Raw genomic sequence first — 21,827 nt, forward strand, 5'->3', positions numbered from 1 at the left:
TTGCCTCCCCGTTGGTCACCTCAAAACGATGGGGCCGAGGTTTTGTTGTCCGACCATTACAAGCGCCAAAAAAACCATATGCCTGACGGCCCCGTAAATGCGTGAGTACATATGTAGCTGGCTTGTTTTTTATAAAACCCCGACAAAGCCAACTCCAAACAAGAATAGTCCGATAGCTTTTTACATTTACTGATCAAAACCCACTTGGCGTTCAAATACAGCACCCGTAACTTCGGTGCGACGCAAAGCGGTCACGACTACTTTCCGATCATTCGCACCTTATCAACTTATTATTTTCCAAGGATACTGAAATGCCTGGTATTGATAATGCACCCCATACGCACATGACGACAACTTGGCAAAAACAATTTTCTTATAACGAAATTCTAGACCGGTTCGAGCCATTAAGCAGCCTATCACCCGAACAACGGCGCGAGTTGGAGATACACCCGGAGCTGAATCCTAACAATAAAGAATACTGGGAAAGCCGAGCTGGGGAATACGATGCCGGGACACTGCCGCCCTGTTGCGACCTAGACCCGACGACCTCGGCGTTCCTGGAGCTGCTGGACAACATCCCCGGCAGGACCATCGAGACCGGCCTGGGCGTGTCCGCCAACGATGTACGCAGCGGCAAGTTTGGAGCGTTATCGCACAGCGCACTCAGGGAACTGGAAAAACTGGATAAGAACCAAAACTACCAATTGGTCTCCCGTGTTAAAGAGGAGAATGACTCAATGAGCGGATCATTGGCATGGTTCCCTGAAAACGGCGGCAGCCCCATTGAAATCGAAAGTTCTACAGAGGGAACGGTATTTCCGCCCAATGGCTCAGCGTTGCTTGAACATATCGACTTATCAATGCTTATACCCACCTATAACAACGAAGGGGTTTCTGCCAACGAACTGAGATCCGGAAAGTACGGGCGCCTTCCCCCAGAGATCAATCAGAGCCTTGAAAAACTGCAGAACCATAAAGACTACGCACTGACCACACTCTTTTCCCCCCCACCCAATGAAGCGCCTTACATGGCCTGGGTTGAGAAAAAAACAGATGACACCGTGCTCATCCATCAAGATCCAAGCTACGCGATGTATTGACGCCGCCGTGTCACCCCTCGCAGAAAAACCCTGGACATGGCGTCTATCGAGCAGCGTGTTCAGGGGTTTTGCCCTCTTTGCCCAAACCATAATCCCGCAACTTGTTGGCAATCGTTGTATGGGAAACGCCCAAGCGCTTGCCCAACTGCCGACTGCTGGGATGTTCGGCATACAGACTTTCCAGCACGGCCTTTTCAAACCGGCCGACGATGGCTTCCAGGCCGCCCTCCAGAGAGAAATCGCCAAGCGGCTGACGCACGCCATAGTCCGGCAGACGAATGTGTTCAGCCTTGACCGTCCCGCCCTCACACAGCGACACCGCCTGGAACAGGACGTTTTCCAGTTGCCGTACATTGCCCGGCCAGTGGTAATGGCTGAGCCGCTCCATGGCCGCCGAAGCCAGTTTGGGCAACGGGCAGCCGATCTGCCGGCTGGCTTGATCGAGGAAGTGTTCCACCAGCGGCGCCAGGCCATCGAGGCATTCGCGCAGCGGCGGGATATGCAGCGACAGCACGTTCAGGCGGTGATAAAGGTCCTGACGGAATTCGCCCCGCGCGCAGAGTTCCGAGAGGTCCACCTGGGTTGCGCAGATCACCCGCACATCCAGGTACACCTCTTCATCGCTGCCGACTCGGCGAAAGCCACCGTCCTGCAGGAACCGCAGCAACTTCACCTGCAGGCGCGCGCTCATTTCCCCGACGCCATCAAGAAATAGCGTACCGCCCGCCGTCAGCTCCAGCAGCCCCAGCTTGCCCTCGGCCCGTGCCCCCTCAAAAGCGCCGGGGCCGTAGCCGAACAGCTCGGTCTCGGCCATCGACTCCGGCAAGCCGGCACAATTGAGCGCCATCAACGGCGATTGGCCACGAGGGCTGGCCAAGTGACAGGCGCGGGCAAGCAGCTCCTTGCCGGTGCCGGTTTCGCCTTCTATTAGTAGCGGCGCATCCAGCGGCGCCATGCGTCGGGCCTCACGGACCACGGCAGCCATGACCTTGGAACTCTGGAAGATGCTGTCGAAGCCACGCAGCTCCTGCTTGCGCACATTGTAGATGCGCTCACCGACGCGGTCGGCACGGTGCAGGGTCAACACTGCGCCGGCCATGGCTTCGCTGTCGTCGTGTTCGGCGGATTGCAGCGGCGCGATGTCCGCCAGGAATACGTCACCCTTGACCTTGACCCGCAGGCCATTGATCCGCGATTTGCTCGCGCGCACCAGTTCCGGCAAGTCGAAATCCTCGGCGTAGCGCGACAGCGGAATGCCCGGCACCTCGTCCACCCGCACCCCGAGCAACTGCGCGGCCGCGCGGTTAGCGGCAACGATCGAGCCCCCCATGTCGATGGACAGCACCGGAAACTCCAGGGCCCCGAGCAATGCATTGAGTTCCATGTGCCGACGTTCGCTGGGCATGAGCCCCACACGCTTTACGCCAAACACCCCGGCAATCGCCTCGAACTGCGGGCGCAAGGCCTGGAATTGCATGTTCACCAGATTCGGACAGAACAGGTAGATGGCATTGCCATGCTCACCGCCGACCTCGCCCTTGGCGACGTTGACGCCGTACTCCACCAACAGGTTGAGAATGTCCCGCAGGATGCCGATGCGGTTCTGGCAATGCACTTTGATACGCATGAAAAGGCCCGAAGAAGGGTAGGCGCCGCGTCTTTTTGTCGCTGGGCGCAGATAGTCGTCAAGATTATGTGACAGTCAGCCGTCTTTTCACAGCCCGACGCATCAATGAACGGCCAATCCGTAACGAATACTTTACGAATATCGGTAAACTTTCCTACAGCACCCTTGCGCAGGCCGCTGGAATCTCACCCCAATCGGGTTATCAATACGTACATCGCAGGACATAACAAGAACGAATGCCTAGCAGGAGAGCCGTATGAAGCAGACGCACTACGTGGCCCGCGAGCCCGATGCGCAAGGTTTTATCCACTACCCGCCGGAAGAACACGCGGTGTGGAACACCCTGATCACACGCCAGTTGAAGGTGATCGAGGGCCGGGCCTGCCAGGAATACCTGGACGGCATCGACAAGCTCGGCCTGCCCCTGGACCGCATCCCGCAACTGAGCGAAATCAACACGGTGCTGGCCGAGACCACCGGCTGGCAAGTCGCCCGCGTGCCGGCGCTGATCCCCTTCCAGACGTTCTTTGAATTACTCGCCAACAAGCAGTTTCCGGTGGCGACTTTTATTCGCACCCGCGAAGAACTGGACTACCTGCAAGAGCCGGATATTTTCCACGAGATCTTCGGCCACTGCCCGCTGCTGACCAATCCCTGGTTCGCCGAATTCACCCACACCTACGGCAAGCTCGGCCTTGCGGCCACCAAAGAGCAGCGCGTGTACCTGGCGCGCCTGTACTGGATGACCATCGAGTTTGGCCTGGTGGATACGCCCGCAGGCCGGCGCATCTACGGTGGCGGTATTTTGTCGTCGCCCAAGGAAACGGTGTACAGCCTGTCGTCCGAACCCGAGCACCAGGCCTTCGACCCGCTGGAGGCGATGCGTACACCGTATCGCATCGACATCCTGCAACCGCTATATTTTGTCTTGCCCGAGCTCAAGCGCCTGTTCGATGTCGCCCAGGAAGACATCATGGGCATGGTCGAGCGCGGCATGCAGTTGGGTCTGCACGCACCGAAGTTCCCACCCAAACCCAAAGCGGCGTGAACCGTAGGTTTTGATACCAGGTGAATCTGTTCCCTGGCCCCGCGTTGCTTTAGGGTGACGCCACTGACGACCGTTTTCCAGACACTCGAATTCAGGACACCCCACATGACCACCTTGAACCAAGCCCACTGCGAAGCCTGCCGCGCCGATGCCCCGCAAGTCAGCGATGAAGAACTGCCGGTGCTGCTCAAGCAGATCCCCGACTGGAACATCGAAGTCCGCGATGGCGTCATGCAACTGGAAAAGGTTTTCCTGTTCAAGAACTTCAAGTTCGCCCTGGCCTTTACCAACGCCATGGGCGCCATCTCCGAAGCAGAAGGTCACCATCCTGGCCTGCTCACCGAGTGGGGCAAGGTCACGGTGACCTGGTGGAGCCACTCCATCAAAGGCCTGCACCGCAACGACTTCATCATGGCCGCGCGCACCGACGAAGTGGCCAAGGATGCCGAGGGCCGCAAATAATGCACTTCGATGCGATTGGCCGCGTGCCCGGCGACCCGATCCTCGGGCTGATGGACCTGTATGCCCAGGATGCCAACCCGAACAAGTTCGACCTCGGCGTGGGCGTGTACAAGGACGACCAGGGGCTGACACCGATCCTCCCTTCCGTGAAACTCGCCGAGCAGCGCCTGGTGGAGCAGCAAACCACCAAGACCTACATTGGCGGCCACGGCGACGCTGCGTTCGGCAGATTGATCAGCGAACTGGTGCTCGGCGCCGAGTCCACGCTGCTGCGCGCACACCGTGCCGGTGCGACCCAGACTCCAGGCGGCACCGGCGCCCTGCGCCTGAGCGCCGACTTTATCGCCCACAGCCTGCCCGGCCGCGGCGTATGGCTGAGCAACCCGACCTGGCCGATCCACGAAAGCATCTTCGCCAAGGCCGGGATCAAGGTCAGTCACTACCCTTACGTCGGCGCGGACAATCACCTGGATGTGAGCGCGATGCTGGCGACCTTGTCCACGGTGCCCGAGGGCGACGTGGTGCTGCTGCACGCCTGCTGCCATAACCCGACCGGTTTCGACCTGTCCCAGGCTGACTGGCGCCAGGTCCTGCAGATCGTGCGCGAGCGCCACCTGCTGCCGCTGATCGACTTCGCCTACCAGGGCTTTGGCGACGGCCTGGAGCAGGACGCCTGGGCGGTGCGCCTGTTCGCGAGCGAGCTGCCGGAAGTGTTGATCACCAGCTCCTGCTCGAAGAACTTCGGCCTGTATAGCGACCGCGTCGGCGCGCTGATCGTGTGTGCGGCGGATGCCGAAAAGCTGACGGATGTGCGCAGCCAGTTGGCGAATATCGCGCGCAACCTGTGGTCGACTCCGCCGGATCACGGCGCGGCAGTCGTCGCGACGATCCTCGGCGATGCCAAGCTGAAGGCACAGTGGAGCGACGAAGTCGAAGCCATGCGCTCGCGCATCGCACAGTTACGCGCCGGGCTCGTGGAGGCGCTCACGCCACACGGGCTGGCCGAACGCTTTGCACATATCGGCGCACAGCGTGGGATGTTTTCCTATACCGGCTTGAGCGCCGAACAGGTCAAGCAACTGCGCGAGAAACACAGCGTGTATATGGTCAGTTCGGGGCGGGCCAACGTCGCGGGGATTGATGCGACGCGATTGACGCTGCTGGCGCAAGCGATTGCAGACGTTTCGCACACTTAACCGAAGAAATGCAAAGCCCAATGTGGGAGGGGACTTGCTCCCGATAGCAATGGATCAGTCGCCAAATACAGTGACTGACACTGCGCGATCGCGAGCAAGCCCGCTCCCACTTGTTGGGCCGAGCAAGGCCTTAACCCGCGACCATCTCCGATTTCAGCAGCGCCTCTTTGGCCTGCGCATCCGCCAATCGATACAACTCGATATGCCCATCCCAGTGCTCGATCAACGCCGAGCACGACTCCACCCAATCCCCGCAGTTGAGGTAATCCACCTCGCCCACCTTGCGAATCTCCGCATGGTGAATATGCCCGCACACCACCCCATGCAATTCGCGCCGGGTCACTTCATGGGCGATGGCTTCTTCGAAATCGCTGATAAAGCTCACCGCCGTCTTCACCTTGTGCTTCAGATACGCCGACAGCGACCAGTAACCGTAGCCATACCGCGCACGCCAGTGATTCAACCAACGGTTCAACGTCAGGGTGAACTCGTAGGCCGAGTCGCCGAGGAACGCCAGCCAGCGGTGATAACGCGTGATCACATCGAACTGGTCGCCGTGGATCACCAGGAGGTGGCGGCCATCGGCGGTGACATGGATGGCTTCGTCCACCAACTGGATGTTGCCCAGGATCAGCTTGGAGTAGCGACGCAGGAACTCGTCGTGGTTGCCGGTGACATAGATCACCTCGGTGCCGCGCTTGGCCATGGTCAACAGGCGGCGGATCACGTTGGTATGGGCCTGGGGCCAATACATGCCGCCGCGCAGCTTCCAGCCGTCGATGATATCGCCCACCAGGTACACCTTGTCGGCGTGGTAGCCCTTGAGGAATTGCGCCAAGTGTTCGGCCTGGCAATCCCGAGTGCCCAGATGTACATCGGAAATCCACAGGGTACGAACCCGTTGCTTGCGGCTGGGTGTAGCGAATTCGGCACGGGTCATGGGCATCCCTCGACGGTGTTTTCGCGAGCTTGCGCCCTGGCGATTAATAGCCCATGACAGCTGTGCGTCAGTCTGATGACAGCGCCCGCCGATGGCGAAGCGTTGTAGACTGGCAACCTGCTGCCCAGGAGAGCGCGATGAGAGCGTCCCTCACGCTACGCCACTACATCGAAGCACCCATTGCCCACAGCCATGACCATGCGCAGTTGGTCTTCGGCCTGTCCGGGCACCTGGACCTTGAAGTGGAGGGGCGCGGCAGCCAGGTCCGCGAGAGCAGCGTGATGGTGTTGCCCTTCTCGGCCCACCACACCTGCGGCAGTCGCGATGGCAGCCGATGCCTGGTGCTGGACGTGCCCACCGAACACTGGGTGCTGCAATCGTTGGGCGAGCATGCCGATGCCAGCCGCCGCCTGCTCGACCAACCGGCGCGCCTGGTCCTGGATTCGCGGCAAAGCCAGTTGGTGCAATGGCTGGCGCACAGCCCGGTGGATGACCCGCTGATCGTCCAGCAAGGCGCGGTACTGCTGCTGGCCAGCCTCAATCATCCGCTGGCTCCCAGCGCGCCGGGCCGCCGCCTGCCCTATGCCGCGTTCAATGCACATATCGAACGGCACGCCGCCCACCCTCTGCAAGTCGCGGACCTGGCACGCCTCGCCGACCTGTCGGTGGCGCGCCTGCATGCCCGTTTCATCGCCGAGTGCGGGCAGACGCCCATGGACTTCATCCGCAGTCGCCGCCTGCATAAGGCCTTGGGCCTGTTAAGGGAAACGCCGTTGCCCATCGGCGAAATTGCCGAGCGCGTCGGCTATGCCTCGCAAAGCGCGTTTGCCGCAGCGATGCTGCGCGAATTCGGCGCCGCGCCCAGCGCGCTGCGGCGCACCACAAAATAGCGAGTCCTGCGCTAAAAATCGCCAGTCGGGCGACAGACACTCACGCCCCCAGCCTCTAGACTGCGCGCCTGTCACCCCGTTGGTTCAAGGATCGCAATGACTCCCCGCTCAGCCCTCGGCGCCCTGCATATCGGCGCATTGATGTTTGGCCTCACCGGCGTATTCGGCAAACTGGCGGCCGCCTCGCCGGCCATCATCGTGTTCGGCCGTGCCGCGTTTGCGGTGATTGCCCTGGCGATCTTTGCGCGGTTCGCCAGCAATGCGCCGTGGAAACAGCTGCAGATGCGCGACTGGCGCCGGCTGATGATCAGCGGTGTATTGCTGGCGGCGCACTGGGTCACGTTCTTCATCGCGGTCAAGGTCGCCGGCGTGGCCGTCGCCACCCTGGGGTTTACCGCGTTCCCGGCGTTTACCGTGATCCTCGAAGGCTTGATCTTCCGCGAGCGCATCCGCGCCAACGAAGTGCTGCTGGTGGCTCTGGTCACGGTGGGCCTGGTGCTGGTGACACCGGACTTCAACCTCGCCAGCCAAGCCACGGGCGGCCTGCTCTGGGGCATCGCCTCGGGGTTGCTGTTCTCCCTGCTGTCACTGAATAACCGCGCCAGCTCCGGGCGGGTTCCAGCGGTACAGGCGGCGCTGTGCCAGAACGTGGTGGTCGCGCTGTGCCTGCTGCCCGTGGCGGCGCCGGGGCTGGCGGATGTGCGCGCGCTCGACTGGCTGTGGATCGGCCTGCTCGGTGTGTTCTGTACCGGCCTGGCCCACAGCCTGTTTGTCGCCAGCCTCGCGGTGATCAAGGCCCGCACCGCGTCGGTGGTGTTCGCCATGGAACCGGTCTACGGCATCACCGTCGCCTGGCTGCTGTTTGCCGAAACCCCGACCTTGCGCATGCTGCTGGGCGGCGCGCTGATCATCGTCGCCATCGTGCTTTCCGGCCTGCTGGGCAGCGCCAGCCAGGCCAAGCAGCCGGCTGCAACGGCCTGATCTATACTCTGCCCATCCGCAACAGTGTGTCGTCGTCGACGGATAAAGACTTCTCGACGACAGCCAGGGTGTTTAACGGTGCTGCAAGCGAGTGGTCACGCCATTAACGCTATGCAGGAGTTGCATCATGGAAATTCTTATCAGCTTGCTGGTTCAGATCATCAGCGGTGCCGTCGGCGGTAATCTGGCGGGGATGACCAAGCAGAGCCTGGGCACCGGGCTCAATACCTTCCTCGGCGGTGTCGGCGGCCTGGTGCTGGGCCAGATCGTCTCGGCGCTGACGGGCACATCCGGCGGCGAAGCCATGGATGTGGCGACGGTCGGCAGCAACATCGTCGGCGGTGGCGTCGGCGGCCTGGTGCTGACGTGGGTCGTCGGTTTCATCAAGAGCAAGATGGCCGCCAAGTAGGGGCACATCGCCCGGTCACCGCCCCTGTGCGGCGGTGACCTTCACGCCTTGCGATCGTTGTGCCCCAGGTCGCGCTGCGGGTCGATCTGGTCGCGCACGCGCTGCTTGAGCACCTTGGCCTCCGGAAAGCCGCCGTCAGCCTTGCGCTCCCAGATCTGCACACCGTCGCAGGTGATGCGAAAAGCGCCGCCGGTAGCCGGCTCCAGCGCCACTTTGCCCAGGTCGTCGGCAAAGGTACTCAACAGTTCCTGGGCCAACCACGCGGCGCGCAACAGCCACTGGCACTGGGTGCAATAGGTGATGACGATCTCGGGTTTGTTCGGCGACATAATTTGACAGGTTCCTGGCGTAACGGGCTGGGAGGGTCGGGTGGCTATAATACCGGCCTTTATCGTCCAGCCCTGAGATTCATGATGCGCCGCCTGTTGTCCTGCCTGTTGCTGTGCCTGCTGCCCCTTCTTGCCGAGGCGGTTGAAACCCCACGCCCGAAAATCGGCCTGGTGCTGTCCGGCGGCGCCGCGCGCGGGCTGGCCCACATCGGCGTGCTCAAGGCCCTGGAGGAACAAGGGATTCATATCGATGCAATTGCCGGCACCAGCATGGGCGCGGTGATCGGCGGGCTGTACGCGTCGGGCTACAAGATCGATGAACTGGAAAAGCTCGCACTGGGTATCGATTGGCAGCAGGCACTCTCCGATGCGCCACCCCGGGAGGACGTACCGTTTCGCCGCAAGCAGGATGACCGGGACTTCCTGGTCAAGCAGAAACTCAGTTTCCGCGACGATGGCAGCCTCGGCCTGCCGCTGGGCGTCATCCAGGGCCAGAACCTCGCGCTGCTGCTGGAAAGCATGTTTGCCCACAGCAGCAACACGCGAAATTTCGACAAGCTGCCGATCCCCTTCCGCGCCGTCGCAACCGATATCACCACCGGCGAAAAAGTGGTGTTCAGCAAAGGCCACCTGCCCCAGGTGATCCGCGCCAGCATGTCGATCCCGGCCGTGTTCGCGCCAGTGGAACTCGACGGCCGACTGCTGGTGGACGGCGGCATGACCGATAACATCCCGCTGGACGTGGCGCGGGAGATGGGCGTCGACATCGCCATCGTGGTGGACATCGGCACGCCGCTGCGCTCGCGCAAGCAACTGGCCACGGTGGTGGACGTGCTCAACCAGTCCATCACCCTGATGACCCGGCGCAATTCCGAAGAACAACTCAAGGCCCTGCACCCCAAGGATGTGCTGATCCAGCCGCCTCTGGCCGCCTACGGCGTCACCGACTTCGGCCGCGCCAAGGACATGATCGACGCCGGCTACCGCGCCACCCGCGCCCTCGATGTGCGCCTGGCCCACCTGCGTCCCGCCGAGCCGATCGACCCGGAACTGGTGGCCGCGCGCGCGCCGGGCGAACGGACCCCGATCATCACTGCGATCAGCGTGGAGAACGACTCGAAAGTCAGCGAAGACGTGATCCGCTACTACATCCGCCAAACCCTCGGCGAGCCGCTGAACCTGAGCCGCCTGCAAGTGGACATGGGCACCTTGTATGGCCTGGATTACTTTGAACAGGTGCAATACCGCGTGGTGAAAAAAGGCCACGACAACACCCTGGTGATCAGCGCACGCGGCAAACGCAGCGGCACCGACTACCTGCGCCTGGGCCTGAACCTGTCGGACGACATGCGTGGCGACAGCGCCTTCAACCTCGGCGCCAGCTACCGCATGAATGGCATCAACCGCCTCGGCGCGGAATGGCTGACGCGGGTGCAGATCGGCGATCGGCAAGAGCTGTACAGCGAGTTCTACCAACCGATGGACACCGGCTCGCGTTATTTCGTCGCCCCTTACCTCAAGGCCCAGGCGCAGAACGTCGAACTGATTCTGGACAACGACCCCATCTCCGAATACCGCCTGGAACGCTACGGTTTCGGCCTGAACGTCGGGCGCCAGATCGGCAACAGTGGCGAGCTGCGTTTCGGCGTCGGCGAAGCCTGGGGCAAGGCGGATGTACGCATCGGCGACCGCGACCTGCCAAGCATGAGCTTCAGCGAAGGCTTCTACGAACTGAAGTACTCCTTCGACTCCCTGGACAACGTGTACTTCCCCCACACCGGCGAAGACATCGGCCTGGCTTGGCGCGAATTCGAACCGGGGCTGGGGTCCGATCAACGCTACCGACAATGGGAGTTCAAGCTGGACAAGGCCATGAGTCACGGCCCGGACACACTCGTACTGGGCGGCCGTTACGGACGCACCGTGGATAATACGGACGTGGTGACATCCAGCTTCCTGCTCGGCGGCGCACGGCAGCTGTCGGGCTTCCGCCAGGACGCGATCTCGGGACAGAACGTCAGCTTGATGCGCGCCGTGTACTACCGCCGCCTGACGCCGCGCTCATACTTGCCGCTGGATTTCCCGCTGTACCTGGGCGCGTCGCTGGAACGCGGACGGGCGTGGAACAACGACAATGAGTTCGACAGCGGTTATATCAATGCCGCGAGTATTTTCCTGGGCTTCGACACACCGTTGGGGCCGCTGAATTTCAGCTACGGGTTCAACGACGACAATCAGCAGGCGGTGTACCTGAACCTCGGCCAGACCTTCTGAAACGCTGACCGTAAAAACCAAGATGGGAGCTGGCTGGCTTGCGATGGCGGTATTTCAGTCGCCAGATCAATTGACTGAATGTCCGTTATCGCAGGCAAGCCAACTCCCACCTATTCGATCTCTGTTGCGCCTGACGTCAGGACTTTTCCAGATTCGCCAGAATGTGCCCATGCACGCGCATGCACACCCGCAGGTCCTCTTCATTCACGCCCACGAACAACTCATGGCGCAATGCAGTGGCGATGGTTTCAATCTGCTCGATCAACGGTCGGGCGCTGTCACACAGCAGGATGCGCTTGGCGCGCCGGTCTTCCACCACCGCCTGGCGCTGCACCAGCCCTTGGCTTTCCAGGCTGTCGAGCAAGCGTGCCAGTGTCGGCCCTTCGACGCCGACACTTTGTGCCAGCTCACGCTGCGTCGGCGCTTCTTCGAAACGCGCCAAGTGCAGCAGCACCAGCCAGCGTGCCTGAGACAAGCCCAGCCCCGCCAAACGGCGATCCAGTTCGGCGCGCCAACCTCGGGACATTTGCGCCAACTGCATGCCAAAACGGTGTTGATCGGTTAACGGCATAAAAAACTCATGGTTTAGACTGAAAACAAAGTATGACTAATTATTAGTCAGCTAAGCATGAGCCATGTCAGTAGGCAAGCGCTCGTCTGTACTGATTCGTTTCATCGTCGCAATTGGCACACTAAATTTCGAACTCAGACTGCAACGCGGCACGCACACAGTACAAAACACCCTCGGGAACCCGCCCCGTGAACAACGGTGCAATCTCCGCAACTGGTGGCAGTTCGCCTTCACCGTCCAGGAAGGCATCCTGGATTTCACCGAGCAAATCTTCTGGCAAATCAAGGGCCTGCTCTAACGACAACTGTTGCTTACCGATGGATTCGGCCAGCAGCGTGTAGACGTTTTTTTCCGAGCATTGCAACTGGCCAGCGATCTGGATCGGGGTCATGCCGGCCCGCGCCAGGCTGATCAATTCGTGGCGAATATCGGCAATTTCCTTCGGCGCTTCGGCCTGGCCGCCGAGCACTTCGAGGAAGGCCTGGCCATAACGTTCCAGCTTGCGCGCGCCCACGCCACTGACCCGGCCCATTTCGGCCAGGGTGGTCGGCTGCTCGCGCAACATCTCCAGCAAGGTCGAGTCGGGGAAAATAACGTAAGGCGGCACGCTGTGTTCCTGCGCCAGTTTGCGCCGCAGGGCGCGCAAGGCTTCCCACTGTTCACGCTCCTCGAAGCGCACCAGTTGGCTGGCCTGGCTGGTACTGCTCTTGGCGGTGGTCTGCGGCTTGAGGTCGCGGCGCAGTTCCAGGCTCACTTCCCCCTTGAGCAACGGCCGGCAACTGTCGTTCAGGCGCAGGCCGCCGTAGCCTTCAATGTCGATGTCCACCAGGCCGCGCGCGACCATCTGGCGGAACAGCGATCGCCATTCGCCTTCGGCACGGGCCTTGCCGACGCCGTAGACCGAGAGTTTCTCGTGGCCGAAGCTGCGCACCTTCTCGTTGTCCTTGCCCAGCAACACATCCACCAGATGGCCGACGCCATAACGCTGGCCGGTGCGGTAGATGGCGGACAAACCCTGGCGCGCCGGTTCAGTGGCATCCCAGGTTTGCACGCCGTCGACACAGTTGTCGCAATGGCCGCAGGGTTCGGGCATGTCTTCGTCGAAATACGCCAGCAAGGTCTGGCGGCGGCAACGCGTCTCTTCGCAGAGTGACAGCATGGCGTCGAGCTTGTGCTGTTCCAGGCGTTTGTGGCGCTCGTCACCTTCGGAGTTCTGCAGCATTTGCTTGAGCATCACCACGTCTTGCAGGCCGTAGACCATCCACGCATCGGCCGGCAGGCCATCACGCCCGGCGCGCCCGGTTTCCTGGTAATACGCCTCGAGGGACTTGGGCAGATCCATATGGGCCACGAAGCGCACGTTGGACTTGTCGATGCCCATGCCGAACGCGATGGTTGCCACCATGATCAGGCCTTCCTCGTTGAGGAAGCGCTTCTGATGATAGGCACGCAAGTCGTTGGGCAAGCCTGCATGGTAGGGCAACGCCGGATAACCCTGCTCGCACAGGAAGGCGGCCACTTCGTCGACCTTCTTGCGCGACAGGCAATAGACGATGCCCGCATCGCTGCGCCGCTCGGACAGGAACGCCAGCAACTGCTTGCGCGGCTGCTCCTTGGGCACGATGCGATAGAAAATATTCGGCCGGTCAAAGCTCGACAGGAAGCGCTCGGCGTTCTGCAAATGCAGGCGCTCGACGATTTCTTCGCGAGTGCGCTTGTCGGCGGTGGCGGTCAGGGCGATACGCGGGACGTCGGGGAACAGTTCCGCCAACTGCCCCAACTGCAAATATTCGCGACGGAAATCATGCCCCCATTGCGATACGCAGTGCGCTTCATCAATGGCGAACAGGGCGATTTCCAGGCTCTGCAAGAAGGCCAGCATGCGCGGCTGCACCAGGCGCTCGGGGGCCAGGTAAAGCATTTTCACTTCGCCGCGCTTGATACGCGCGGCCAGGTCGCGCTGCTGTTCGGCGCTGAGCGTGGAGTTCAATGCGGCGGCAGCAACGCCGAGTTCCTCAAGGGTCGCCACCTGATCGTCCATCAGCGCGATCAACGGCGAGACCACCACGGCAAGGCCGTTACGCAGCAACGCCGGCACCTGGAAACACAACGACTTACCACCGCCGGTCGGCATCAGGACGAGGGCATCACCGCCATTGGCCACGCGCTCAATGATCGCACCCTGGCGGCCACGAAAACTGTCGTAGCCGAAGATGTCCTTGAGGACGCGTTGAGCCTGCTCGAGCATGTAAAACTCCAAATATCGCCGAAATCCCTCCATACAGGCTGGCCGAAAAAGCGCGTATCTACGGAAAATAATCCGTAAGCGAAGTTTTCTCGGATTGGCGCTGGCCTGCAGGGGGCATCACAAAACGCGGCAGTATACCCGAGCGTCGGCCGGCAAAGGGCGCGGCTGACGAACAGCGGCCGCTATCTAAAACCGGCCAAATATGCAGTGTGGCTGGCCTGGGCGCTCAAGAAAGCCTAGAATTCAGCATCGTTTATTCCCAAGGTAGTCCTTCAATGTCCTTCGCTGAGCAACTAACCCGCCTGCAAGCCTTCCTCGACGCCGATGAGCTGCATGACGAGGCGCTGGACTACGTGGCCGCCCACGGCTACCTGACCGCCCTGTCGATTTCTTCCGACATCGTGCCGGACCGTGAGTGGATCGACGCCTTGTTCGCCGAAGAGCCTCATTACGCTGACGCCGCCCAGCGCGAAGAGATCGAAGCCACCCTGCTCGCCCTCAAGGCCCACATCGGTCGCCAACTGGCCTCCGACGAGGAATTCGAGCTGCCGTGCGACCTCGACCTGGGCGAAGAGCCGGACGACTCCGACCTGCGCGGCTGGTGCATCGGCTTCATGGAAGGTGTGTTCCTGCGCGAAGCCGCCTGGTTCGAAACCGCCGAAGAAGAAGTCAGCGAAATGCTGCTGCCGATCATGGTCGGTTCGGGCCTGTTCGACGACCAGCCGGAGTTCTCCGACATCGCCGCCGACGCCAATCTGATGGACGACATGATCGTACAGATCCCGGAAGCCCTGACCGCCCTGTACCTGCTGTGCAACGCCCCCGACGAAAAACCGGCGCTCCTCAAGCCACGTCACCACTGAGTCGCACGCCCGTGATCGCCATGGGCAAGCGCTCGCCGCTCCTGCGTTACGCACTGCTGGCCATCGGCTGGCTGAGCGTAGCGCTGGGGGTGATCGGCATCTTCCTGCCGGTATTGCCCACCACCCCCTTCCTGCTTCTTGCCGCCGCCTGCTTCGCGCGCAGCTCCCCGCGTTTCTATGCCTGGCTGGTGGAACACCCGCGCCTGGGCCCATGGATTCGTGACTACCTGGACGGCAATGGCATCCCGCTCAAGGGTAAGGTCTACGCCATCGGCCTGATGTGGCTGAGTATCGGTTTTTCCTGCTACCTGGTGCCTCTGCCGTGGGCCCGCGGCTTCATGCTGACCAGCGCGGTACTGGTGACGATCTACATCCTGCGCCAGAAAACCCTGCCGCCGCGCTGAGCCTCTTTAACACCGTGCCCTGCGACATTAGTGCTCACAAGACCTTGGTCGACACTGACTAATCCCCAGGCATCATGCGAGACTGTCCAACCGGGCCCGAAATGCCTGGGCGTGTTTCTGTCCGGAGTTACCATGACGCTGTCCAGCGGGCTGATCGCCGCCGTTGCCTTGGCCTATATGGCCATTATGTTTTCCATCGCCTTTTACGGTGACCGCCGCCATGCGCCGTTGCCACCGCGCATGCGTGCCTGGGTGTACAGCCTGTCGTTGGCCGTTTATTGCACCAGCTGGACCTTCTTCGGCGCCGTAGGCCAGGCGGCCGAACAACTGTGGGCGTTTATACCTATCTACCTGGGACCGGTGCTGTTGCTGGTATTCGCCCCCTGGGTCCTGCAAAAGATGATTCTGATCAGCAAGCAGGAAAACATCACTTCCATCGCTGACTTTATCGCCGCACGCTACGGCAAATCCCAGTCGTTGGCGGTGGTGGTCGCGCTGATCTGCATGGTCGGCGTGTTGCCTTACATCGCCCTGCAACTGAAGGGCATCGTACTCGGGGTGAACCTGCTGATCGGCGCCGGCGCGGATACCACCGGCACCCGCGCCCAGGACACGGCGCTGATCGTATCGCTGGTGCTGGCGCTGTTCACCATTGTCTTCGGTACGCGCAACCTCGACGCCACCGAACACCACCGCGGCATGGTGCTGGCGATTGCCTTCGAGTCGCTGGTCAAGCTGTTCGCGTTTCTCGCAGTCGGCGTGTTTGTGACCTACGGCCTCTACGACGGTTTCGACGACTTGTTCAGCCAGGCGATGTTGGCACCACGCCTGGAGGAATACTGGAACGAAACCGTCAACTGGCCAACGATGGTGGTACAGACCGGCGTCGCGATGATGGCGATCATCTGCCTGCCCCGGCAGTTTCACGTCACCGTCGTGGAAAACATCGACCCCCAGGATTTGCGCCTGGCCAAATGGGTTTTCCCTGCGTACCTGATCCTCGCCGCGCTGTTTGTCGTACCGATCGCCCTCGGCGGCAAAATGCTCTTGCCCGGCTCGGTGCTACCCGATTCCTACGTGATCAGCCTGCCCTTGGCTGAGGCCCATCCGATCCTCGCCCTACTGGCGTTCATTGGCGGCGCGTCAGCCGCCACCGGCATGGTGATTGTGGCGAGCATCGCGTTGTCGACCATGGTGTCCAACGACATGCTGCTGCCTTGGCTGTTGCGCCGCTCCAGCGCAGAACGGCCGTTTGAAGTATTCCGCCACTGGATGCTCTCGGTACGCCGCGTCAGCATTGTGCTCATCCTGCTGCTGGCGTATGTCAGCTACCGATTGCTCGGCTCCAGCGCGAGCCTGGCGACGATCGGCCAGATTGCCTTCGCCGCGGTGACCCAACTGGCACCTGCCATGCTCGGCGCGCTGTATTGGAAACCGGCGAATCGACGCGGCGTGTTTGCCGGCTTGGCGGCAGGCACGTTCCTGTGGTTCTACACCTTGGTCCTACCGGTTACCGCGAAAAGCCTGGGCTGGTCGCTCAGCCTTTTCCCCGGTCTGACCTGGTTGCATTCCCACCCGCTCGGCTTGCCCCTCACGTCGCTGACCCTGGGCACCGTGTTCTCCCTGGCGGGCAACTTCACACTGTTCGTCTGGGTTTCGATGCTTTCGCGTACCCGGGTGTCCGAACACTGGCAGGCCGGGCGCTTCATCGGCCAGGAAACCAGCCAACGCGCCAGCACTCGCTCCATGTTGTCGGTCCAGATCAGCGACCTGCTGAGCCTGGCGGCGCGCTTTGTCGGCGAAGAACGCGCGCAGCAGAGTTTTATCCGCTTCGCCTATCGCCAGGGCAAAGGCTTCAACCCCAACCAGAATGCCGATAACGATTGGATCGCGCATACCGAACGCCTGCTGGCGGGTGTACTCGGCGCCTCCTCGACTCGCGCAGTCGTAAAGGCCGCGATTGAAGGTCGGGACATGCTGCTGGAGGACGTAGTACGGATCGCCGACGAAGCCTCCGAAGTGCTGCAATTCAATCGGGCCCTGCTACAAGGCGCCATCGAAAACATCACCCAGGGCATCAGCGTGGTGGATCAGTCTCTCAAGCTGGTGGCGTGGAACCGCCGTTACCTGGAGCTGTTCAACTACCCCGAGGGATTGATCAGCGTCGGCCGGCCGATTGCCGACATCATTCGCTATAACGCCGAGCGCGGCTTGTGCGGACCGGGCGAGGCCGAAGTGCATGTGGCGCGACGCCTGCACTGGATGCGCCAAGGCCGCGCGCACACCTCCGAACGCCTGTTCCCGAATGGACGGGTGATTGAACTGATCGGCAACCCGATGCCCGGCGGCGGTTTCGTCATGAGCTTCACCGACATCACCGCGTTCCGCGAGGCCGAACACGCACTGACCGAGGCGAACGAGGGCTTGGAACGACGGGTCACCGAGCGGACACACGAGCTATCGCAGCTCAACGTGGCGCTCACCGATGCCAAGGGCGTGGCCGAGTCCGCGAACCAATCGAAGACGCGCTTTCTCGCAGCGGTCAGCCATGACCTGATGCAACCGCTGAACGCTGCACGCCTGTTCTCCGCCGCCCTCTCCCACCAGAACGACGGCCTGTCGAGCGAAGCCCGGCAACTGGTGCAACACCTCGACAGCTCGCTGCGTTCCGCCGAAGACCTGATCAGCGACCTGCTGGACATCTCACGCTTGGAAAACGGCAAGATCAACCCACAACGCCAGCCGTTCGTGCTCAACGAACTGTTCGACACCCTCGGCGCCGAATTCAAGGCGCTCGCCCAGGAACAAGGCCTGCGCTTCCGCTTGCGCGGCAGTCATTTGCGCGTGGACAGTGACATCAAGTTGCTGCGCCGGATTTTGCAGAACTTTCTGACGAATGCGTTCCGCTATGCCGACGGCCCAGTGCTGCTGGGTGTACGCCGACACCAGGGCGAGTTGAGCCTGGAAGTCTGGGATCGCGGCCCCGGCATTCCGCTGGATAAACAGAAGGTGATTTTCGAGGAGTTCAAACGCCTGGACAGCCACCAGACCCGCGCCGAAAAGGGCCTCGGCCTGGGCCTGGCGATTGCCGATGGCCTGTGTCGCGTATTGGACCATCGCCTGAGCGTGCGCTCATGGCCGGGCAAGGGCAGCGTATTCAGCGTGCGCGTGCCGCTGGCTCGCAACCAGACCAGCACACCGATCAAGACCGCGCAGGAAACCGGTCTGCCCCTGAGCGGCGCGCGGGTGCTGTGTGTGGATAACGAAGAAAGCATCCTGATAGGCATGCGCAGCCTGCTGACGCGCTGGGGCTGCGAAGTATGGACCGCCACCGACCAGGCACAGTGCGCGGCGCTGCTGGCCGACGGCGTGCGCCCACAACTGGCGCTGGTGGATTACCACCTGGACCACGGCGAAACCGGCACGGAGTTGATGGGCTGGTTACGCACACAGTTGGCGGAGCCGATTCCCGGCGTGGTCATCAGCGCCGACGGTCGTCCGGAGATGGTGGCGCAAGTGCATGCGGCGGGGCTGGATTATCTGGCCAAACCGGTGAAGCCGGCGGCGTTGCGCGCCTTGCTCAGCCGGCATTTGCCCCTTTGATCAGCCACCTATTCGGGCAGGTGCGCCACCCCGTCGGAGTCGGTCATTGCCCGCTCCAGCAGGTCGGCGGGCAAGCTCTTGCTGGCGCGGGCGCCGAGCAACCTTAACTGTTCGGTGCGGCTGACCAGATTACCGCGACCATCTGTCAGCTTATTCCGCGCTGCGCTGTAAGCCTTATCCAATTGCTGCAGACGGTTACCCACTTCATCCAGGTCCTGGATAAACAGCACGAACTTGTCGTACAGCCAGCCGGCGCGCTCAGCGATTTCCCGGGCGTTCTGGCTCTGGCGTTCCTGCTTCCACAGGCTGTCGATGACCCGCAGGGTGGCGAGCAAGGTGGTGGGGCTGACGATGACGATATGACGGTCGAAGGCTTCCTGGAACAGGTTGGGCTCAGCCTGCAAGGCCGCCGAAAAAGCGGCTTCAATCGGCACGAACAGCAACACGAAATCCAGGCTGTGCAAGCCCTCCAGGCGTTTGTAGTCCTTACCGGCCAAGCCTTTGACGTGATTGCGCAGGGACAGCACATGCTGTTTGAGCGCCGCCTGGCCGATCACCTCGTCGTCCGCCGCCACGTACTGCTGATAGGCCGTCAGGCTGACCTTGGAGTCCACCACCACCTGCTTGTCACCGGGCAACATGATCAGCACGTCCGGCTGGAAGCGCTCACCGTCCGGACCTTTCAGGCTGACCTGGGTCTGGTACTCGCGGCCCTTCTCCAGGCCGGCGTGTTCCAGCACGCGCTCAAGAATCAGTTCACCCCAGTTGCCCTGGGTCTTCTGGCCTTTCAGCGCACGGGTCAAATTCGTGGCTTCGTCCGACAGACGCAGGTTCAGTTGCTGCAGGCGTTCAAGCTCCTTGCCCAGGGAAAAGCGCTCGCGGGCTTCATTCTGATAGCTTTCTTCGACACGTTTTTCGAAGGACTGGATGCGTTCTTTCAAGGGATCGAGCAACTGTCCGAGGCGCTCCTGACTGGTTTCGGCGAAGCGCTGTTCGCGCTCGTCGAAAATCTTCCCGGCCAGTTCGGCGAACTGCGCCCGCAATTCGTCCCGCGAGCCCTGCAGGTCGGCGAGGCGTTGCTGATGGCTGTCCTGTTGCTCGCGCAGCTCCGCACGCAAGGCCGCCGACAACGCGTCAAGGCGACGCAGTTCGGCTTCCTTGGCGCTGCGGTCGAGGTTCCAGGCGTGGGCGGCGTCGCGGGCATTGTCGCGATCGATCTGCAGCAATTCGACTTCGCGGCGCACGGCGGCCAGGTCTGCCTGCTTGGCGGCGTTGGCCTGGCTGAGGTCGCTGATTTCGTCACGGCTGGCGTCCAGTTGGGCCGCCAACCCTTCCTGGGCCAGTTGCGCGGTGGTCAGGCGCTCTTCAAGCAATTCCCAGCCAGCCATGCGCGCGGCCAGACGGCGCTGGAGCTGCCAGCACACGGCCAATAACGGCACTGCCGCGCCAGCAAGTCCCAGGGCAATACTGGTCCAGTCAAAAGCCATAGCCATGTCTGCCATCACCGAAAAAGAGCAAGGTTAACCAAGCAAGGGGGTTGAGGACAGCTCAGTCTTCGACCTGGCCCAATTCACGCTGGGCGCGGCGGTCACCGGCACGGGCAGCCAGGCGCAGCAGTTCGTGGCCGATGCGGCGGTCGCGGGCATTGTCGCATTCGCGGCACATCAATTGGCCGAGTCGGCTTTGCGCTGCGACCACGCCATCACGGGCCGGCTGTTTGAGCAAGCGTCCGGCAAAATGTTTGATGTTGGTGCTGTGACCGAGACGCGGGCTGTCGAGCAACCACAAGGCCACTTTCAAGGAGAAACGTTTGGGTGGGGTAACAACCGGAGGGGTGTCGGTAACAGAAGATGATACTGAGCGAAACTTCATAAAGCACTGCGGGACAGAACGGAAGGCGCGCCACTCTACTCTTTTTTTCGTACAGGTAAAGCCGAAAAAACCCTGCACGCCCGTGCTAGAGCAAGCGCTCGGGACAATCCACAGAAGCTGTGGATAACTCAGTGGACAACCCACCTTTAACTCGCGCAAAGCCCCATGGAATGGGGGCCGCAGTCAAACTGACGATTTTTTCACCAATAAAAAAAAGCGATATTTTTCATTGACTTAAATTTTCATTACAGGCAAATGGGGCCAGATGGAAACACTTGACAGAACGGTGACACATACCGTGAACAATGTGTACAAGTCCCTTTGCTCCGGTTATATCGCCAAGGTTTTTTGATCCGACACGGCTTGAACATGTTACCGGCACGGCCAGGCAGGGACTTTTCAAATTCAATGCGGGTCGCCACACTGCCGCACCTACAACGCAACCATGTACGGGTCGATGAAAGGAATTCTGTTATTCACCGTGTTGCTGCTGGCCATTTGCGCGACCTCCCTGGGAATCAACGCCGCTCTGCCTTCGCCGGACGGCGCATTGTTTGCGATCGCGATCCTGCTCTCCGCCGCGTTCACCGCCGCCAGCCTGTGCATCGAGTTGGGCGAGGGCCGGATCAATGACATGGGCGACGTCTTGAAAATGATCGAGACCGGCCAGTCCCTGCGCCTGACCCTGGCCGCGTATGCGCTGGGCTGCTCGCTGGCGGCAGCGGTCACGGTGCTGGTGTATCACGGGATGCTGGAGGGCTGACTGAAGTTTTTTTACCGATACGCTTCCATTCCCCGTTTCGATCCGTTACTATCCGCGGCGTTAGTACCAAGCTGAAAGTCAATTCTGGTCGAACAACTCCCCTGAACAACACGGGATCGACCACCTTGATGGTTTCCAGGTATCACTTGCGACGACACAGCCTTTGAACAAGCAAAGGGTGTCGCGAAGTCTCAATACTCTGACCGAACCAACCTGCCAATTGATCAGGATCTTCACCCCGGGCCCA

Annotated in this window: 19 protein-coding genes; 12 read left to right on the forward strand and 7 right to left on the reverse strand. The window is 61.3% G+C overall.

What is annotated here, in order from left to right; all coding sequences use genetic code 11:
• Positions 1-311 precede the first annotated feature (311 nt).
• Positions 312-1,100, forward strand: coding sequence for a hypothetical protein (locus tag RGV59_RS27670; protein WP_126585474.1), 789 nt, complete (start codon positions 312-314; stop codon positions 1,098-1,100).
• Positions 1,101-1,143: 43 nt separating this feature from the next.
• Here RGV59_RS27670 and RGV59_RS27675 read toward each other — a convergent pair whose 3' ends face one another.
• Positions 1,144-2,727, reverse strand: a complete 1,584-nt coding sequence (locus tag RGV59_RS27675; protein ID WP_102618106.1) for a sigma-54-dependent transcriptional regulator — start codon at positions 2,725-2,727, stop codon at positions 1,144-1,146.
• Between the two features lie 256 nt (positions 2,728-2,983).
• On the opposite strand from RGV59_RS27675, the gene phhA reads away from it, so the two are divergent.
• From phhA to RGV59_RS27690, 3 genes are all read left to right on the forward strand, one after another.
• A complete protein-coding gene (gene phhA / locus RGV59_RS27680; protein ID WP_046382503.1) occupies positions 2,984-3,775 on the forward strand; it encodes a phenylalanine 4-monooxygenase in 792 nt (263 codons plus the stop codon).
• 105 nt (positions 3,776-3,880) lie between these two features.
• Complete coding sequence (locus RGV59_RS27685; RefSeq protein ID WP_017845357.1) at positions 3,881-4,237, forward strand: 4a-hydroxytetrahydrobiopterin dehydratase; 357 nt, start codon at positions 3,881-3,883, stop codon at positions 4,235-4,237.
• Complete coding sequence (locus tag RGV59_RS27690; protein ID WP_126585475.1) at positions 4,237-5,433, forward strand: amino acid aminotransferase; 1,197 nt, start codon at positions 4,237-4,239, stop codon at positions 5,431-5,433. Before RGV59_RS27685 ends, RGV59_RS27690 begins: the two co-directional genes overlap by 1 nt.
• A gap of 130 nt (positions 5,434-5,563) precedes the next feature.
• On the opposite strand, the gene RGV59_RS27695 is transcribed toward RGV59_RS27690, so the two are convergent.
• Positions 5,564-6,373, reverse strand: a complete 810-nt coding sequence (locus RGV59_RS27695; RefSeq protein WP_017845355.1) for a UDP-2,3-diacylglucosamine diphosphatase — start codon at positions 6,371-6,373, stop codon at positions 5,564-5,566.
• Positions 6,374-6,510: 137 nt separating this feature from the next.
• Here RGV59_RS27695 and RGV59_RS27700 point away from each other — a divergent pair, with 137 nt between their 5' ends.
• The 3 genes from RGV59_RS27700 to RGV59_RS27710 all read left to right on the forward strand — a co-directional run bounded on the left by RGV59_RS27700 (position 6,511) and on the right by RGV59_RS27710 (position 8,653).
• Complete coding sequence (locus RGV59_RS27700; RefSeq protein ID WP_126585476.1) at positions 6,511-7,263, forward strand: AraC family transcriptional regulator; 753 nt, start codon at positions 6,511-6,513, stop codon at positions 7,261-7,263.
• Positions 7,264-7,359: 96 nt separating this feature from the next.
• A complete protein-coding gene (locus tag RGV59_RS27705) occupies positions 7,360-8,244 on the forward strand; it encodes a DMT family transporter (RefSeq protein ID WP_126585477.1) in 885 nt (294 codons plus the stop codon).
• Between the two features lie 127 nt (positions 8,245-8,371).
• Positions 8,372-8,653 (forward strand): hypothetical protein, encoded by a 282-nt coding sequence (locus RGV59_RS27710; RefSeq protein WP_017845352.1) that lies wholly within the window; start codon positions 8,372-8,374, stop codon positions 8,651-8,653.
• Positions 8,654-8,694: 41 nt separating this feature from the next.
• On the opposite strand, the gene RGV59_RS27715 is transcribed toward RGV59_RS27710, so the two are convergent.
• Positions 8,695-8,982, reverse strand: a complete 288-nt coding sequence (locus RGV59_RS27715) for a SelT/SelW/SelH family protein (RefSeq protein ID WP_017845351.1) — start codon at positions 8,980-8,982, stop codon at positions 8,695-8,697.
• Between the two features lie 84 nt (positions 8,983-9,066).
• On the opposite strand from RGV59_RS27715, the gene RGV59_RS27720 reads away from it, so the two are divergent.
• On the forward strand, positions 9,067-11,256 hold the full coding sequence (locus RGV59_RS27720; RefSeq protein WP_126585478.1) for a patatin-like phospholipase family protein: 2,190 nt from the start codon (positions 9,067-9,069) through the stop codon (positions 11,254-11,256).
• Positions 11,257-11,392: 136 nt separating this feature from the next.
• On the opposite strand, the gene RGV59_RS27725 is transcribed toward RGV59_RS27720, so the two are convergent.
• Both RGV59_RS27725 and recQ read right to left on the reverse strand, forming a co-directional pair.
• Positions 11,393-11,827 (reverse strand): MarR family transcriptional regulator, encoded by a 435-nt coding sequence (locus RGV59_RS27725; RefSeq protein ID WP_017845349.1) that lies wholly within the window; start codon positions 11,825-11,827, stop codon positions 11,393-11,395.
• A gap of 121 nt (positions 11,828-11,948) precedes the next feature.
• A complete protein-coding gene (recQ, locus tag RGV59_RS27730; RefSeq protein ID WP_017845348.1) occupies positions 11,949-14,075 on the reverse strand; it encodes a DNA helicase RecQ in 2,127 nt (708 codons plus the stop codon).
• Positions 14,076-14,350: 275 nt separating this feature from the next.
• On the opposite strand from recQ, the gene RGV59_RS27735 reads away from it, so the two are divergent.
• From RGV59_RS27735 to RGV59_RS27745, 3 genes are all read left to right on the forward strand, one after another.
• The gene (locus tag RGV59_RS27735; protein ID WP_017845347.1) at positions 14,351-14,938 is read left to right on the forward strand and encodes a YecA family protein; all 588 of its coding nucleotides are present in this window, start codon (positions 14,351-14,353) and stop codon (positions 14,936-14,938) included.
• Positions 14,939-14,958: 20 nt separating this feature from the next.
• Positions 14,959-15,342: a YbaN family protein gene (locus RGV59_RS27740; protein WP_026139819.1), complete on the forward strand. Its 384-nt coding sequence runs from the start codon at positions 14,959-14,961 to the stop codon at positions 15,340-15,342.
• A 132-nt stretch (positions 15,343-15,474) separates the two neighbouring features.
• Positions 15,475-18,945, forward strand: coding sequence for a PAS domain-containing hybrid sensor histidine kinase/response regulator (locus tag RGV59_RS27745; protein WP_017845345.1), 3,471 nt, complete (start codon positions 15,475-15,477; stop codon positions 18,943-18,945).
• Positions 18,946-18,953: 8 nt separating this feature from the next.
• On the opposite strand, the gene rmuC is transcribed toward RGV59_RS27745, so the two are convergent.
• The gene (gene rmuC, locus RGV59_RS27750; RefSeq protein ID WP_164887036.1) at positions 18,954-20,318 is read right to left on the reverse strand and encodes a DNA recombination protein RmuC; all 1,365 of its coding nucleotides are present in this window, start codon (positions 20,316-20,318) and stop codon (positions 18,954-18,956) included.
• A gap of 175 nt (positions 20,319-20,493) precedes the next feature.
• Positions 20,494-20,817, reverse strand: coding sequence for a hypothetical protein (locus RGV59_RS27755; RefSeq protein WP_032804218.1), 324 nt, complete (start codon positions 20,815-20,817; stop codon positions 20,494-20,496).
• A gap of 457 nt (positions 20,818-21,274) precedes the next feature.
• On the opposite strand from RGV59_RS27755, the gene RGV59_RS27760 reads away from it, so the two are divergent.
• Positions 21,275-21,580, forward strand: a complete 306-nt coding sequence (locus RGV59_RS27760) for a hypothetical protein (RefSeq protein WP_102618102.1) — start codon at positions 21,275-21,277, stop codon at positions 21,578-21,580.
• The last annotated feature ends 247 nt before the right edge of the window (positions 21,581-21,827 follow it).

Source organism: Pseudomonas sp. FG1, from assembly GCF_034313875.1.
Lineage (GTDB): Bacteria > Pseudomonadota > Gammaproteobacteria > Pseudomonadales > Pseudomonadaceae > Aquipseudomonas > Aquipseudomonas veronii.

Bases quoted from the DNA above. Each gene is read 5' to 3' on its own strand.
- RGV59_RS27690 (WP_126585475.1), top strand. From the start codon at position 4,237: ATGCACTTCGATGCGATTGGCCGCGTGCCCGGCGACCCGATCCTCGGG.
- RGV59_RS27695 (WP_017845355.1), bottom strand. From the start codon at position 6,373: ATGACCCGTGCCGAATTCGCTACACCCAGCCGCAAGCAACGGGTTCGT.
- RGV59_RS27740 (WP_026139819.1), top strand. From the start codon at position 14,959: ATGGGCAAGCGCTCGCCGCTCCTGCGTTACGCACTGCTGGCCATCGGC.
- RGV59_RS27760 (WP_102618102.1), top strand. From the start codon at position 21,275: ATGAAAGGAATTCTGTTATTCACCGTGTTGCTGCTGGCCATTTGCGCG.
- RGV59_RS27745 (WP_017845345.1), top strand. From the start codon at position 15,475: ATGACGCTGTCCAGCGGGCTGATCGCCGCCGTTGCCTTGGCCTATATG.
- RGV59_RS27755 (WP_032804218.1), bottom strand. From the start codon at position 20,817: ATGAAGTTTCGCTCAGTATCATCTTCTGTTACCGACACCCCTCCGGTT.
- RGV59_RS27675 (WP_102618106.1), bottom strand. From the start codon at position 2,727: ATGCGTATCAAAGTGCATTGCCAGAACCGCATCGGCATCCTGCGGGAC.
- RGV59_RS27720 (WP_126585478.1), top strand. From the start codon at position 9,067: ATGCGCCGCCTGTTGTCCTGCCTGTTGCTGTGCCTGCTGCCCCTTCTT.
- RGV59_RS27710 (WP_017845352.1), top strand. From the start codon at position 8,372: ATGGAAATTCTTATCAGCTTGCTGGTTCAGATCATCAGCGGTGCCGTC.
- phhA (WP_046382503.1), top strand. From the start codon at position 2,984: ATGAAGCAGACGCACTACGTGGCCCGCGAGCCCGATGCGCAAGGTTTT.
- recQ (WP_017845348.1), bottom strand. From the start codon at position 14,075: ATGCTCGAGCAGGCTCAACGCGTCCTCAAGGACATCTTCGGCTACGAC.
- RGV59_RS27735 (WP_017845347.1), top strand. From the start codon at position 14,351: ATGTCCTTCGCTGAGCAACTAACCCGCCTGCAAGCCTTCCTCGACGCC.
- RGV59_RS27715 (WP_017845351.1), bottom strand. From the start codon at position 8,982: ATGTCGCCGAACAAACCCGAGATCGTCATCACCTATTGCACCCAGTGC.
- RGV59_RS27725 (WP_017845349.1), bottom strand. From the start codon at position 11,827: ATGCCGTTAACCGATCAACACCGTTTTGGCATGCAGTTGGCGCAAATG.
- RGV59_RS27670 (WP_126585474.1), top strand. From the start codon at position 312: ATGCCTGGTATTGATAATGCACCCCATACGCACATGACGACAACTTGG.
- RGV59_RS27705 (WP_126585477.1), top strand. From the start codon at position 7,360: ATGACTCCCCGCTCAGCCCTCGGCGCCCTGCATATCGGCGCATTGATG.
- RGV59_RS27700 (WP_126585476.1), top strand. From the start codon at position 6,511: ATGAGAGCGTCCCTCACGCTACGCCACTACATCGAAGCACCCATTGCC.
- RGV59_RS27685 (WP_017845357.1), top strand. From the start codon at position 3,881: ATGACCACCTTGAACCAAGCCCACTGCGAAGCCTGCCGCGCCGATGCC.